The following is a 15,189-nucleotide window of genomic DNA, read 5'->3' as shown; positions in this document are numbered from 1 at the left end:
TGCTGAGTAAAAACCCAGTTGTTTCAAGACTTTGAGCAATCAACACTGTCCTAATCTGTGTGACTACGGCTGTACAACCTACACCAAAAAAGCGATCGCCTGTTTGATTGCAGACATCAAAGGCGATCGCTCTCTACTGTTATGCTTGAATGCGAAGTGTTAACAGCACTGTACTGGTGAAGGTTTGGGAAGGTAGCCAAGCTAAAAGCGATCGCCTAATTAATTCAATCACCGTCTGTTCCTTCAAGGATGAAGCCTCATCATCTAGCATTAACTGTTTTACCCGTCCCTGGTTAACCTGAAATTCAAACACCAAATCACCACCGAAACCTCTAGGGAGTTGAATTGCTTGCAAGTATTGAGTCAGTAGATAAATCATCTGTTGATCTAATCCTGTGAAGCTCACAATCTGTAGATGAGGTATAGAAGATTCTTCTCTCTGTAAGGCTTTTAAATCTTCCAACTGATCATCTAAGTTCATCTCTTCAAGCTGTGGCATCAATTGTTCAGAAAATAATGAAAAGCGCTCAAGATTACTAAATTCATCTACATCTGCAAATCCGATTTCTGGCTCTGATGCTGGAATATCATGTTCCATCGCTAATGATTCCATTTCTTCAAAGCGTGGCATTGGTTTTGCTGGAGCAGGTGCAGACATTGGCGGTGGTGCAGATTGTTTCTTTGCTTCCCGGCTTCGCCTTACCATTGGCTGGTTTACCATTGCACCGCTAGGAGCAGCAGCAACAGCGTTACCAAAGATACCCTCATGGCTGATGGCTTCAGGGATTTCTACAGGTACTTGCACAGATATGAAATCCTGGTTGGGATTGACTCTGATCTCATCACTGACGGCAACAAAAGCGGTATATTGCGATAACAGTTGATAAGCCAGAGCCGTATCTGTCACTGCTTCCACACCTCCCTTTGTGTCTCCACTCACCATTTGATTCATTAAATCCTTGATGCGGGAACGTCCCCAAAGTTGAGCGATCGCAGGATTACCTGTTTGGGGAAAATTCAGGTGAAAACTGTACTGATAACGCCTACCACCCGCAGCAATGCCAGAGATGTGCAACTTTCCAGAATGCGCGTCTGATTTGCGTCCAAATAGCACTAATGGTTGCTCTGCAAATAAATCTGGTGGTGTAGAAGGATACATAATTGGAGATTCCCCATCACCTTCCCATTGCAATTGAATATTGGCGAGGACTGGATTATTGATTTGGCGGAAGAATTTTTCTACCACCTCATCTACAGGTTCATCATGGCGAATAATCCGAGCAATACCCCGTCCTAATTCTGCAATCCGATTGAGTAAGAAACGATTCACCGAACTACCTGCACCAAAGCTATGAAGGCGGGTTCCTGGCTGGAGACGCTGTTTAACTTCAGCTAAAATTTGGTTTTCGTTGCCGATATAACCATCAGTTAGTAAAACAATATTTCGCAAGCGTCCCGGATTTGTGGTTTTTAAGTTTAAGACAGTGCGAATACCGCCTAACATCTCTGTTCCCCCGCCAGCGTTTAAGCGATTGATATAGTTGATTGCTAATGAGCGATTTTGCGAAGTGTTGGAGAGGGGAACGGGTGAAAGTTGCTGTGTGGTATCGGAAAAATCAATAATGTTAAAGGTGTCGTCGGGATTGAGTCCATTGATAAAACGGCGCATCAATTCCTGACATTGCATCAGTGGTTCGCCACTTTGAGAACCGGAGGAGTCGATGAGAAACACCATATCTTTGGCGACAATCTCTTCGGGACGGTACTCAAGGGCGGGAATCAGGTATAGTGCGAAGTGTCCACCCCGTTCATCGGCTTGGGTGAGCGTGGTTGTTTGAATTTTATTATTGCTAACTTGATAGCGTAAAATTAGGTCTTTATTGGGTATGGTGTCTCCACCTCCTAGTTTGACATTTACTAACTGTTCTTCACGGATGATTTGGATTTGGTGAGAGGGTGAGTTAATATCCTGAATCTCAACGCCAGCATTAATTTCGATGGTGACATTAATATCATGACTTGAGCGCATCCCCGACGGTAAAATGGGAGCATTCAAGCGGGAAGCATCTGAAACTAAATCGGTATCTTGATTTAAAGTCATGGGTGCAATAGCTGAACCACCCCCGACTGCATCTTCTGCGATGGTGATTCCGGGAATGTAACGGGGGCCAACAACCATCGGGAAGACGAATTCGTAATTTCCCCCCTCAAATTTTAGGCTGTCGCTGTAGCGAATAATCACATCAATTTGTTCACCTGGTTTGATGTTCGCCAGGGATTGGGTGAAGATATTGTCTCGTTCTTGTTCGAGGAGTCCGGCTGTGTGTCCTTGTTTTCTGGCTTGTTCGTAGATGGCTACAGCTTCTTGGCGTTTTTTGATGCTGCCTTGAATTGTGCGATCGCCTATGCGAATTAGCATATCATCAACGGCAGCTTCATCGGGTAAGGGGAAGATATAAACGGCTTCTAGGCTTGTGGTAAAGGGATTTTCAAAGCTTTGGGTAACTTCCACCCGTGAGATGTTACCAGCGATTTTGGCTTTTACCTCGGTGTGTTTGAGGGGAAAGGCAATCTGTTGGTTGGAGTTTTGCAGATATAAACCACTGGGTTGTTGTTCTAGAGTTTGAGTCATAATTTTTACCTGGCGCTTTTGTTTGCTGTCTCTAGCGTAGGCGGTTTTTTTTGGGAGATATGCTCAGTTTTGTGCTCAGTTATTGGCTCAGTGATGGGTTTAGTGGAAATGCTACTTTATATTTCTGCTATGATATTAAATGATAAGTAAAGTTACTTATATATACTCATTATTGACCATCAAGAAAAAATTAAAAACGTAATGACTAAAGTTAATTTGGACGCACTGATTCCACGAGAAGATTTCGAGGTAGGAGAAAATAGTAATCCAGGTAAGAAGAAAGAAACAATTTCTATTGAAGATATTAAAACAGATTCATTTTTCTTCTTAAACATCCGCAAACCCGACTTTCAAAGAGAAACTAACGAATGGGATAAGACAAAAGTTTGTGATTTTATAAAAAGTTTTATAGATGGTGATTTAATACCAGCGATTATTCTATGGCGAAGTACAGCCGGATATTTGTTTGTAATTGATGGCAGCCATAGGTTAAGTGCTTTAGCTGCTTGGGTAAATGATGATTATGGTGATGGAACAACATCTAAAATATTTTATGACGGTATAATTCCTGATGAACAAATAAAGATTGCTCAAGAAACGAGGAAAGTAGTTAATAAAAACATCGGTTCATATAGTGATGTCAATTTAGCTCTAAAACATCCTGACAAATTTAAACCTGAAATTGTCAAATCTGCTCAAAATTTATCAGTGTTGGCAATTCAGGTTCAATGGGTTGAAGGTGATGCAAGTAAAGCCGAAAATTCTTTTTTCAAGATTAATCAACAAGCTACTTTAATTGATAAAACTGAGCTACAGCTGCTTGAATCTAGAAGGAAACCAAATAGCATAGCTGCACGTGCAATTATTAGGAGTGGTACAGGTCATAAATATTGGTCATCTTTTCCAGCTGAAATACAAAATCAAATACAAGAAATAGCGAAAGAAATTAATGAAATACTTTTCGAGCCTAAACTGCAAACTCCAATAAAAACTTTTGATATACCAGTTGCTGGTAAGCTTTATTCTGCTCAAACACTACCATTAATTTTAGATTTTGTAAATATCGTTAATCATATAGATTTTAACAATAAAGGGATTGATGATGATACAACAGGAGAAGAAACAATCAAAATATTAAAAAATGTCAGAAAAATTGCTTATAGATTAAATAGTAATAAACCTTCATCTTTGGGGCTACACCCAGTTGTTTATTTTTATTCAAAAGAAGGAAGACATAAAACAGTATCTTTTTTATCTATTGTTGATTTCGTCATAGAGCTAGATAAAATAAAAAAAATTAATCATTTTATTGAAGTTAGAGAAAAGTTTGAAGAATTAGTTCTTGAATATGATTATTTGTTTCAGCAGATTTATGTGAAATATAGGTCTGTCCAAAAGAGCTATAAACACATATCGAAGTTTTTTCAAGAAGCTGTTTTCTATTTAAAATCGGGAAAAACAATTGAACAAACTATAGATGAAATGTTGTCTACTCCGAACCTTCAGTATTTGACTGTTCGTAAGATAATAAGTCAGCCAACAGATTTATCTGCACAAGACTTCAATACAAATAAAAAAAGTGAGATTTATATCAAGGAAACCTTAAAAAATGTTCCGAGGTGTAAAATTTGCAACGGACTTATCCATAGAAACTCTATTTCAATTGATCATATACAGCGTAAAGAAGATGGTGGATTAGCAAATGTGGATAATGGACAGATAACACATCCATACTGCAACACTGGATATAAAAATTAAGTGGTTGCTTCTTCCACACATAATACGGAGTCATTAAATTATTTTAGTGCGAACTCAGTGATAAATTGGCAGAGATTATGGCAATAAAGTAGAAAGCTAAGTTAGCAATTTCTTATTCCATTCCTATCCTAATTATGAAGAAAGGAGTTGAACTATGATCGCTCACAAGATAGAAATCGTATTAACTGAAAATGGAACTCTGACGCTACAAGGTTTACCTTTTCATGCAGGGGACGCTGTAGAAGTGATTATTCTGGAAGCTAAAACTCCAGATAACCAAGTAGCACTAAAACCCCAATCAAATACAAATCTTTATCCTTTGCATGATACACAGCCATACCATTATGAAGATCCAACAGAACCTGTAGCTTTAGAAGATTGGGAAGCTTTGCAATGATTGTACTTGATACTCATATCTGGGTTTGGTGGGTGCAGAACGATTCACGACTGACCCAACAACAGCAAGAATGGTTACGAGATTACGAATCTGATGGTTTAGGAATCAGCATTCTTTCTTGCTGGGAAGTAGCAAAATTGGTAGAGAAAAAGCGACTAGTTTTACCTGTAGATATTGATAAATGGCTAGAAGCTGCTTTAGCTTATCCGGGAGTACAACTATTAAATTTGTCTTTGCCGATAATAGTTGATTCAACTCAATTAAATGGATTCCATAACGACCCGTTTGATCAAATGATTGTGGCTACAGCCAGATATTATAATTGTCTTTTGTTAACTGCCGATGCTAAAATTCTTAATTATTCTGATGTACAAACCCTCAAGTAGTGAATTGTAAGATTGTAAAATTTACATAATCTATACTTGTCTTTTCATCAAAATGGGGATATCTAAAACAAAATAGTGGAGAGTAAGATGAATTTAAAAGATATCAAACAAAAAATATTTCCAGTTATAAAAGTAATATCTATAGTAGCGATCGCAACTGCAATAGGCTTAGAATTATGGAATATTCAAGCATTAACAACTAACAATCATCTACCTATTATCTTAAATCCAGTTTTGATAATTGCTCACTTGGCATTGTCGGCTCATTTCATTGAAGGAATCATTGCCGCTTTTTATGCACCTGGGAAAAATCAAAAACCAATCCAATATGGAATTTATACTTTTTTTGTGGGTACAATTGGTTTATTAGAATTGTTTGAAAATCATTCCCAGATCCCCGACTTCTTTAAGAAGTCGGGGATCTAAAATTGTAGATGTTATGTCAAACTCGCTGAAAGCCTCTGATTCAGGATTAGCAATTGTAGACAAATCCCGTCAACGTCTAGGTTGGACAAAAACTAGCACGGCGCGTTGGTGGCAAGATGCCCATACCTCTAGAGCTACTTTACGCCGATTTTGGCAAGGCGATCGCATTCAGCGAGAAATTTTCATCGCGATCTGTCAAGCTGTTGGTATTGTCAACTGGGAAGCGATCGCAGAATTATCCCACGCAGACTTGGAATCTATTGCAGACATCCCCACACTTTACCGAGACTGGAATGAAGCACCTGATATCGAAAGCTTCTATGGACGAAATCAGGAATTGGCACAATTAGAAGAATGGATCACCAGCCCAAACTGTAAATTAATCACCATTAACGGTATCGCTGGTATTGGCAAAACCTCCCTAGCACTGGCTTTAGTAGACCGCATTCAGTCAAAATTTGATTGTTTAATTTGGAAGTCTCTACAAACTTCCCCATCTCTCATTTCCCTGCTCAATAGCCTGCTAAACTCCTTTGAGCAAGGCGTTGTGCAAAATATTCAACAAGGTACAGTACAACTTATACAGCAGTTACAAAAGCGTCACTGTTTGTTGGTATTGGATGGACTAGAGGCTATTTTCTCACAGGCAGAAAACCTCAGCTATGGTCAATTTATCCAACAATTAAGTCGGGAACGACATCAAAGTTGTATTCTCATTACTAGCCGCGAACAACCAAAGAATATCGAAATTAATAGCAAAACATTTCGGTGTTTAAATCTCAAAGGGTTGCCAAAAAAAGCGGCTGTAGAATTATTACAATCAAGGGAATTTACAGGCAAAGAACTGGGGTTATCAGCATTAATTCAACTTTATCGCGGTAATCCTTTGGCGCTGAAACTGGTAACACCATTGATTCAGTCTGTATTTGGCGGGAATATTGCTGCTTTTTTAAGTCAGAATACTCTAATTGTGGGCGATCGCTTGCGTGTGATTCTCAAACAGCAATTTGAGCAACTTTCCGGCTTAGAGCAAGACATTCTCTACTGGTTGGCTATTTGGCAAGAACCTGTCTCATTTTCTCGATTGCAAACCCATTTGCTGATATCCGTTGACCCAGGGATGGTTTTAGAGGGGATTGTGGGGTTAGAAAGGCGATCGCTTTTAGAAAAATGGATCAGCGATTATGAACCCTCATTTACATTGCAACCCCTGGTAATGAAAATAGTGACAGATGAATTGGTGGAACATACTGCCCAAGAGATTCATCAAGTCGTCCAGAGTCATGATATTCGTCATTTTCAGATATTGCGAACCCATTGGTTGCTACGACCGGGTACTGACGATATTGCAGGCGATCGCATTTTAAACCAACTGGGGAAAAAGCTCTGGCGCTTTTATGGTGCAACTCTTCCAGAAATCCTGAATCAGATTTTGTTGTTGTTAAAAGGTCAATCTCCTTTAGCAATGGGTTACATCGGGAGCAATCTAGCAATCCTCTCAGGAATAGACTTGGTATGACCCCCAATAGACCAATACGGTTCAGTTAAGCAAATTTATCTGTTAAGGCAGGCAGGGGGAGCAGGGGGAGCAGGGGAGGCAGGGGGAGAGAAACCTTACTTACAATTTTCTCGCTAACCATCTTGACAAATCCTGTTTGAAATGGAATGAATCAGCCCTGCTTAAAAAGGGGGGCAAAAAGCTCTCAAAGTCCCCCTTTTTAAGGGGGATTTAGGGGGATCAATACACATTTTGCACCCAGCAAAAAGATGTGTGTACACCGTAGCTTACCAAGGGGAGGGGTTGGGGTGTTAAGGACTTTTGCAAGAGGTCTAATAACACCAAGGATATTGAGTTCTAAGGCACCTCAATGGGAATCAAAGCATTTTCTGGCAAATAGTTGGCAAAACGCCCTTCATCCGCAAGCACCAAAATCAGGCGCAGGGAATAATCTGGCGGCACTTGCAAATCTGCCCACGGTACTGCCAACTCTAAACAATTATTTAAAGCTACTTGAGCGCGACTGAAACGGGGTTGCCATTGATAATTGTCTCCAGCTTCCCGAAACTGAATCGATTGCGTCAGCAAGTTAACTTCCAAAAGATGATGGAAAAGGTAATTAAGTGGGGCTGCATCTGGTACATCGGCTAAGGGAACTGGGCTGTTGACCATTGTTTTTTCTGGATAGAACCAAAGCAAATTCAACTCTGCTGGAAAACCCCGCCCTGGTGCAACGCCACCTTTAAAGTCCAGGCGCAAATAGAAATTTAGGTGATCCACCCCATACCAAAGTCGCTGGATGACGCTGCTATTGTGCATCGTCCCCCGCGCCCCGCCGATTTCTATGCGTCCAGCTTTGTCCCAGTCTTGCTCATCACCTTTACCATCAATGACAGGATGAATAAATCCTTGTGGGGTATGGCTTCCCTGTGCTTCGTGGATTTCCACTGGTTGCTTGAGATAGGGCGGTACAGGTTCATTTAATGCCTTGTAAATGCCAAGCAGGTGTTCTCGAAACAACTGGTCAAAGATGGCATCCTGATTTGATGAGTGTCCTGCACCAAACCACCAAAACCAGTCGGAACCCTCTGCGGCATATAATGCTTCCCACGCTTCTGGGTTGTTTTCTTCCGTCGCTTCGGGATGACTTGCGAGCATTTCCCTGGCTTCTGTCAAGTAATCCCAAGCACGATTTTTGGCGGGATCGCCGATCCAAGTTGTGAAGCTCCCATCCACCCAAGAACCACTATGTAGTTGCCCTCCGGGAATGGTGGCTGTGGCTGGAAATTCTTCGAGGAATTCGGAGACAGTGACGAGTTTCAGGTGGGGTTCATCGCTCAAGCTTTGATATAAAGCTTCTAGGAAAGGTTTGCCGTCTTGGGGATAAAATTCCCAGCAATTCTCCCCATCCAAGGCGATGGTAACTAGCCAAGGTTGATCACTGTGACTATCTCTTTGCATTTTAGCGATCGCTTGCAAATGTCCCACCAAGTCTGCTGCTGCCTGTTTTGCTGGCATCGCACCGTAGGTAAAGCCAATCAAATCTGATAATCTGTGGTCACGAAACACAATTGACAAATCACCCTCGGCGGTTTGTAGGCGATAGGGTCGGTACAACAATTCTGGTTGCTGCACATTCCCCGCCCCATCCCGATGAAAAAAGTGTTTCAGCGTCCACCCTAAGACGGCTTCATCTGAGCATATCCACTTAAATCCTTGGTCAATAATATGTGGAAGTGTCGCCGGACTTACTGATTGTTCCGAAGGCCACAAACCACGAGGGATCTGTCCAAAGCGGTCTTTATAAAAGTCCCAAGCTTTCCGCAAGTGGCGGGGAATATCTTCTGCCCACTCAAATCGCTGCTTAGGTAGTGTCATATTAGGCACAGCGACCCGACCAGAGTTAGTATCAGCGAGTAACGGTAAAATCGGGTGGGTGTAAGGCGTGGTAGTAACTTCTAGCTGTCCCGCCTCCTGCATTTTTCGATGTTGGGGGATAATCCGGCTGAGAATTTCTCGCTGTTTGGAATAAATGCGCTGGCGATCGCTTAAAGTAAAATTCCGACCCTGTTTTAACCAAGTAGCAATTTCTGGATCATCCCAAAACAGCGGATCGATCCAAGCCAAATTGTGCCAAGCTAGCAAATCGCCATAATCTGGCAACTCCCAATTTGCTAAACACCAAGCTTGCCCTTTTTCCTGCCTTTGCTGGTACAGTTCGGCATAGCGGGGATGGGGGTCAATCAGCGTGTGGTGATTGGCATCAAAAAAGTGTTGGATAACGAATTCCCGCTGTTCCTGGGTGAGTTGTTCATCCGGTGTCAAGCTGGCTGTGAGATAAGGGTCAAAAGCAGTACCAGCAATATAATCTTCCAGTTGCAATATCAACGATGGTACTAAATTCACCGTTTGGTGTAACTTAGGATACCGCTCTAATAGCAATACCAAATCCAAATAATCTTTAGTCCCATGTAAACGTACCCAAGGTAAACGGTACTGCTGACTTGGAGATAGCGAAACGCCGCTGCCAGGAGATTTGTACAGCGGCTGATGTTGATGCCAGATAAAAGCGATGTAAAGAGGATGGGACATAGCGAGTAATTAAGGGTTAGGAATTGGGGATTACAAATTAGGGATTTAGGTATTAATGATAAATTATGAATGAAAAAATCCATTCTTCCCCAGTCCCCAGTCCCCAGTCCCCAATCTCTACACTACTTGCTCAATTTCTGCAATTTCGGGAATCATTTCCTTAAGGCGGCGCTCAATTCCCATTCTCAGGGTCATTGCAGAACTGGGACAAGAACCACAGGCACCTTGCAGGCGCAGTTTTACAACAGGCCCATCGAGTTCTACGAGTTCCACATTGCCGCCATCAGACATGAGATAAGGGCGCATTTCATCTAAGACTGTTTCAACGTTGTCAATTGTGAGTTCCATAGTTTAGACCTGCTAAGTTAATGATGGGCATTGGGCATTGAATAATAATGATCTCTGTGCCAGATGCGGCGTTGCTCATTAACCATTATCCAAAATTTTATTTTTCAGCTTTGTTAAATCGATCCTAAATCTAATTGCCGCTAGATTGTCATGTGTCAGTTTTTAATGACTTTTGACTAAACCACTGCTGGTTTTAGCAACTTGATATTAGATTAGCTGAACAATTTGTTGTGCAAGCCCTCCTACTCTACTTTAGCCTTTAAAGTACTGAAGAGAACGCAAGGAGGTGAGAACAAGGAAGGTTTTTTCCCAATACCCCTCAAGAGTGCTGAGTAATGAGTGCTGAGTAATGAGTAATGAGTAGGATTCCTTACTCACAACTCGGAACTATTTTGCCCCATGCCTAATATGGTTATTAAACAATAATTACTAATAATTACTAAAAAACTTTAAAGCTTAAAACTCAAAACCCAGTATTACCAAGTATCCAAACTCAGCACTCAGCACTCATTACTCATTACTCATTACTCAGCACTCAGCACTACTTGTTGAGTCGCTATCACTAGATGAAACCATAACTGGTTGTTGATACAGTGGCACGGTGAATGTGACTGTTGAGCCAAGTCCTTCGCCTAGACTATAAAAATGTACCTCACCACCCATTGCCTCTACTAACTTCTGGGATATTGCCAGTCCTAAGCCTGTGCCGCCATATTGGCGAGTGCGGGAGCCATCCACCTGAGAGAATAATTGAAACAGTTTATCTTGTTTATCCAAGGAAACACCGATACCAGTGTCTGCCACACGTACTCTTACCATGCCAGGAAATTCCTGACCTTGAAAGTTCGGCTTCGCTTTTTTCAGTACTAAATCGGCGCTGACGGTGATGCCGCCCTCATGGGTAAATTTGATGGCATTACCTACCAAATTGAGCATCACTTGTAGCAACCGTTGGTAGTTGCTTTGGACAATGATTTCATCGGAAGTGGCAGGCATTTGCATCCCAAAGCTGAGGTTTCTCACTTCTGCTTGGGGACGCATGAAACTTTCTACATCACTGAATAGCTCATTTAGCTTGACTGGAGCGTAAGCTAGCTCCATTTTGCCAGCTTCAATTTTGGCAATGTCCAAAATGTCGTTAATGATATTCAGCAGATGTATGGATAACTGATGAGCTTCTGTCAAAAATTGGTTTTGTTCTTCTGGGTCATCTGCCATCCCTTCCAAAATCAGCTTCAAGAAGCCAATCATGCCGTTGAGGGGGGTACGAATTTCATGGGATACATTAGCCAGAAACTCGCTTTTAAGGCGGGAAGCTTCTTCGGCTTTTTGACGCGCTGCTTCTAATTCTTTATATAAAGTAGCATGTGCGATCGCAGTTCCCAATTGATCTGCTGCTTCTTTTGCTAGTTCTAATTCCGATTCTGTTAATGTGTAGCACTCATCCTGCCAATTCAAGGCAACCAATCCATTGGCTTGGTCTTGATAGCAAGTTGCAACCACTAAAGTTTTCTGCCGCCCAGACCCAGTGTATCCAGGCACTTCCATCACAACTGGTTCTAGGGTTGCCAAGGCTTGAGCAAAAGCAGGCTCAGAAACTACATCTATTTCTGAACCAAGCATTGATTTGAGTTCTGGCTGGCGATACTCAGCTTTTACCTGCACTTTTGAGCTAGAGGGCTGATAAGGACAAATAATACAGCGCTCTAGCCGCAGTGCTTTCCCCAAGCTATCAACTGTTTGCTGCCAAATAATATCTAAATCCAATGTCCGGCGAATATTTCTGGTAATGCGATTTACCAGTTTTTGGTGTTGCTGTGAACGTAAAGCCAACTCTATTTGTGTGGGCGTTTTTGATGCCACGCGCACTTGTTTTTTGTTGAGTGTCGCTTGCACTAAACGTCCCATCACTAAAACTGTAGTGGCAGTTGTTCCCAAACTCGGCATAATCGGACTAATCACTAAGTCCAACTCAAATAATTCCTGGTGATAGCTAAACCAGCACTGAAACCTTTCTGGTATCAAACCCGTCAAAATTCGGTGCAATCGTTCCAAATAAGTAACCTTATCCACAGGAGCAAAGGTTTGGGACTGGTTCAGCTCGTCAACTATTTTTTCAGTATTTAACCCCAGGAGTTCGCTGTGCTGCCAATAAAAGGTCAGATAGCGCCCTGCCCCATCTTGCGTATACACCAACTCTGCTCCTAGAGCTGGTAATGAGCCATCAGTCTTACTGGTAATAGATTCCAGATTTTGGGAAAATACATTTGGCAATTGGGAATTGGCAGTAATAGTCATTAATTGAGTTGGATAGACAAAGGGTGTCCGACCGTAATTTTACTAAAGCCGTTAAAATTTATGCATAAACTTTTACAGCTTTTTTGTTTTTGATTGGGTATTTCTTGGTGTTCTGGAAACCAGATTGACAAACTTTACTTTTTTTAATTTCTATTGACAGCTGACTAATGGCGTCAATCGTTCCATTCACCGCGAGGAGGAACGGGGGTACGCACAGGCGTGCGCGTCAATTCATCATCTCTGAGAATTTCACCCCGCAACCACTGGCGAATCGCCACCTCAATTACTTTACTTGGGTCATTGGTGAGATGCTGAATTTGCTCTAGTAACTCGGAGTCTAGGCGGACAGCAATTTCTACCTTATCGGTTCGTGTGTTTTCCGCTTCGGTAGTTTTCTCTTGCATATTCATAGGTTTGATATACTCTGAATTGGTTTTGTCTAAAGCTTTGTAAAGCAGTTATATTCATAGTTCGGGCTAGTTCGCTGAAAAATCTTCAAAGGGACAGTTACATAGTTCCCTGAAATAGCACCAAAGTAACAGGCTTTAAGTTTCAAATCACATTTTTCATATAACTGACTAGACAATAGCTCTAGAAGTTTTGCCGATAAATCAGTGATTCTGAGTAATTACGGGTCGTAATTGCCCATGATCCCTACATGATCCCTACATGTACTTATTTACATTTATTGTACGCTCCTAGCTGTTGAATACTAGCAGCGACAAATAGACTTTCATAATATTCTTAAAAGTCCACCTATTTAGATCGAAAGTTGAAGATGGAGTGAAGGGAGTGCTGAGTGCTGAGTGCTGAGTTAAGAGTTAAGAGTTATTTTCCCCTCTGCCCCACTCAGCACTCAGCACTTGGAACTCAGCACTAAAAGCGGAGCGTCTTGGCTAAGAAAGCATTAAAATACATTAAGTAAATTGCTCTTTTAACTTTGGTTGCTGCTAAGGCAAAGATAGTATATGACTGACGTTCCCGCAGTTCGCATTCGCAATTTTTGTATTATTGCTCACATCGACCACGGGAAATCAACCCTCGCCGATCGCTTGCTACAAGCTACTGGCACTGTTGAAGACCGACAGATGAAGGAACAGTTTCTCGATAACATGGATCTAGAACGGGAGCGCGGCATTACGATTAAGCTGCAAGCTGCCCGGATGAACTACACAGCTAAGGATGGTCAGCAGTATGTGCTGAACCTGATTGATACTCCGGGACACGTCGATTTCTCTTATGAAGTCTCCCGCTCTCTTGTTGCTTGCGAAGGAGCGCTATTAGTAGTAGATGCGTCCCAAGGTGTGGAAGCGCAAACTTTGGCAAATGTATATTTAGCCTTAGAGAGTAACCTGGAAATTATCCCGGTTTTGAATAAAATCGATTTGCCTGGGGCAGAACCAGAACGGGTAATTAGCGAAATTGAAGAAATTATCGGTCTAGATTGCAGTGGTGCAATTCTGGCCTCTGCTAAAGAAGGAATTGGTATTGATGAGATTTTAGAAGCAGTTGTCGAGCGGATACCGCCACCACCCAATACCATAAATGAACGCTTACGAGCGTTAATTTTTGATAGCTATTACGACAGTTACCGGGGAGTAATTGTCTATTTCCGGGTGATGGATGGCACTTTGAAAAAAGGCGATCGCATCCATTTAATGGCATCCGGTAAAGAATTTGAAATTGATGAGTTAGGTGTTCTTTCTCCGACTCAAAAGCAAGTTGATGAACTCCACGCTGGGGAAGTAGGCTATTTGGGAGCGGCAATTAAAGCTGTAGCTGATGCACGGGTAGGAGACACAATTACCCTAAGTAAGGCGAAAGCGGAGTCACCTTTACCAGGGTACGCAGAAGCGAACCCAATGGTTTTTTGCGGGATGTTCCCCATTGATGCTGACCAATTTGAAGATTTGCGGGAAGCCTTGGAAAAGCTGGAACTCAACGATGCCGCGCTGCACTACGAACCAGAAACTTCTAGCGCGATGGGGTTTGGCTTCCGTTGTGGGTTCTTGGGTTTGCTGCACATGGAAATTGTCCAGGAACGTCTAGAGCGAGAGTATAACCTAGATTTAATCATTACAGCCCCCTCGGTGGTTTATAAGGTGATCACCCTCAAAGGTGAGGAACTGTACATCGATAATCCTAGTCGCTTGCCTTCTCCCAACGATCGCGAAAGAATTGAAGAACCCTACGTTCAAGTCGAGATGATTACGCCGGAAACTTATGTCGGCGCTTTGATGGAGTTGTCACAAAATCGCCGTGGCATCTTCAAAGATATGAAATATCTCGCCCAAGGACGAACCACCCTTACTTACGAACTCCCCTTGGCGGAAGTTGTAACTGACTTTTTTGATCAAATGAAGTCGCGATCGCGCGGTTATGCCAGTATGGAATATCACATCATCGGCTACCGTGAAAATCCTTTGGTGAAGCTGGATATCATGATTAACGGCGATCCCGTAGATTCCTTGGCGATGATTGTGCATCGAGATAAAGCTTACAATGTCGGGCGGGCAATGGCAGAAAAACTCAAGGAACTAATTCCCCGCCATCAATTCAAAGTACCAATTCAGGCATCTATTGGTAGTAAAGTTATCGCCAGCGAACATATCCCCGCCTTGCGGAAAGATGTACTAGCCAAGTGCTACGGTGGTGACATCAGTCGGAAGAAGAAACTTTTACAGAAGCAAGCAAAAGGTAAAAAGCGGATGAAATCTGTAGGTACTGTCGATGTACCCCAGGAAGCTTTTATGGCAGTACTGCGCTTGGATCAAAACTAATAGAATTCCGGAGTCAGAATTCAGAATGAATGGGAGTGCAAGTGGCGGATAGTGCAGTGGTAGCAAGTACGCGA

12 protein-coding genes are annotated in these 15,189 nt (G+C 42.2%); 7 read left to right on the top strand and 5 right to left on the bottom strand.

The window, feature by feature from the left end:
- Nucleotides 1–31: 31 nt before the first annotated feature.
- Entirely contained in the window at nucleotides 32–163 is a 132-nt protein-coding gene (locus HUN01_RS36240; protein ID WP_257798002.1) for a hypothetical protein, read from the top strand.
- Here HUN01_RS36240 and HUN01_RS24280 read toward each other — a convergent pair.
- Entirely contained in the window at nucleotides 140–2,632 is a 2,493-nt protein-coding gene (locus HUN01_RS24280) for a VIT domain-containing protein (RefSeq protein ID WP_181928327.1), read from the bottom strand. The two genes, HUN01_RS36240 and HUN01_RS24280, sit on opposite strands and share 24 nt — an antisense overlap.
- A 201-nt stretch (nucleotides 2,633–2,833) precedes the next feature.
- Between HUN01_RS24280 and HUN01_RS24275 the strand changes: the two genes are divergently transcribed.
- The 5 genes from HUN01_RS24275 (at nucleotide 2,834) to HUN01_RS24255 (ending at nucleotide 7,118) form a co-directional block, all read left to right on the top strand.
- On the top strand, nucleotides 2,834–4,390 hold the full coding sequence (locus tag HUN01_RS24275) for a GmrSD restriction endonuclease domain-containing protein (RefSeq protein WP_181928326.1): 1,557 nt from the start codon (nucleotides 2,834–2,836) through the stop codon (nucleotides 4,388–4,390).
- Between the two features lie 154 nt (nucleotides 4,391–4,544).
- Nucleotides 4,545–4,787 (top strand): hypothetical protein, encoded by a 243-nt coding sequence (locus HUN01_RS24270; RefSeq protein WP_181928325.1) that lies wholly within the window; start codon nucleotides 4,545–4,547, stop codon nucleotides 4,785–4,787.
- Nucleotides 4,784–5,173 (top strand): type II toxin-antitoxin system VapC family toxin, encoded by a 390-nt coding sequence (locus HUN01_RS24265; RefSeq protein ID WP_181928324.1) that lies wholly within the window; start codon nucleotides 4,784–4,786, stop codon nucleotides 5,171–5,173. The genes HUN01_RS24270 and HUN01_RS24265 overlap by 4 nt, the downstream gene beginning before the upstream one ends.
- Before the next feature lie 87 nt (nucleotides 5,174–5,260).
- Nucleotides 5,261–5,599 (top strand): hypothetical protein, encoded by a 339-nt coding sequence (locus HUN01_RS24260; protein ID WP_181928323.1) that lies wholly within the window; start codon nucleotides 5,261–5,263, stop codon nucleotides 5,597–5,599.
- A 13-nt stretch (nucleotides 5,600–5,612) separates the two neighbouring features.
- On the top strand, nucleotides 5,613–7,118 hold the full coding sequence (locus HUN01_RS24255) for an NB-ARC domain-containing protein (protein ID WP_181928322.1): 1,506 nt from the start codon (nucleotides 5,613–5,615) through the stop codon (nucleotides 7,116–7,118).
- Between the two features lie 336 nt (nucleotides 7,119–7,454).
- Here HUN01_RS24255 and HUN01_RS24250 read toward each other — a convergent pair whose 3' ends face one another.
- The 4 genes from HUN01_RS24250 to HUN01_RS24235 all read right to left on the bottom strand — a co-directional run bounded on the left by HUN01_RS24250 (nucleotide 7,455) and on the right by HUN01_RS24235 (nucleotide 12,745).
- Nucleotides 7,455–9,689 carry a glycoside hydrolase family 57 protein gene (locus tag HUN01_RS24250; RefSeq protein WP_181928321.1) on the bottom strand — a complete coding sequence of 745 codons (2,235 nt, stop codon included), beginning with the start codon at nucleotides 9,687–9,689 and terminating at the stop codon, nucleotides 7,455–7,457.
- Nucleotides 9,690–9,806: 117 nt separating this feature from the next.
- Nucleotides 9,807–10,037, bottom strand: coding sequence for a NifU family protein (locus HUN01_RS24245; RefSeq protein WP_012408256.1), 231 nt, complete (start codon nucleotides 10,035–10,037; stop codon nucleotides 9,807–9,809).
- 528 nt (nucleotides 10,038–10,565) lie between these two features.
- Nucleotides 10,566–12,335 carry an ATP-binding protein gene (locus HUN01_RS24240; protein ID WP_181928320.1) on the bottom strand — a complete coding sequence of 590 codons (1,770 nt, stop codon included), beginning with the start codon at nucleotides 12,333–12,335 and terminating at the stop codon, nucleotides 10,566–10,568.
- 173 nt (nucleotides 12,336–12,508) lie between these two features.
- Entirely contained in the window at nucleotides 12,509–12,745 is a 237-nt protein-coding gene (locus HUN01_RS24235; protein ID WP_181928319.1) for a hypothetical protein, read from the bottom strand.
- A gap of 558 nt (nucleotides 12,746–13,303) precedes the next feature.
- Between HUN01_RS24235 and lepA the strand changes: the two genes are divergently transcribed.
- On the top strand, nucleotides 13,304–15,115 hold the full coding sequence (lepA, locus tag HUN01_RS24230; RefSeq protein WP_181928318.1) for a translation elongation factor 4: 1,812 nt from the start codon (nucleotides 13,304–13,306) through the stop codon (nucleotides 15,113–15,115).
- Nucleotides 15,116–15,189: the final 74 nt, after the last annotated feature.

It is taken from the genome of Nostoc edaphicum CCNP1411, from assembly GCF_014023275.1.
GTDB classification, from domain to species: Bacteria; Cyanobacteriota; Cyanobacteriia; order Cyanobacteriales; family Nostocaceae; genus Nostoc; species Nostoc edaphicum_A.
The sequence above is the reverse complement of the archived record's forward strand: the minus strand, read 5'-3'. Positions and strand labels throughout refer to the sequence as shown.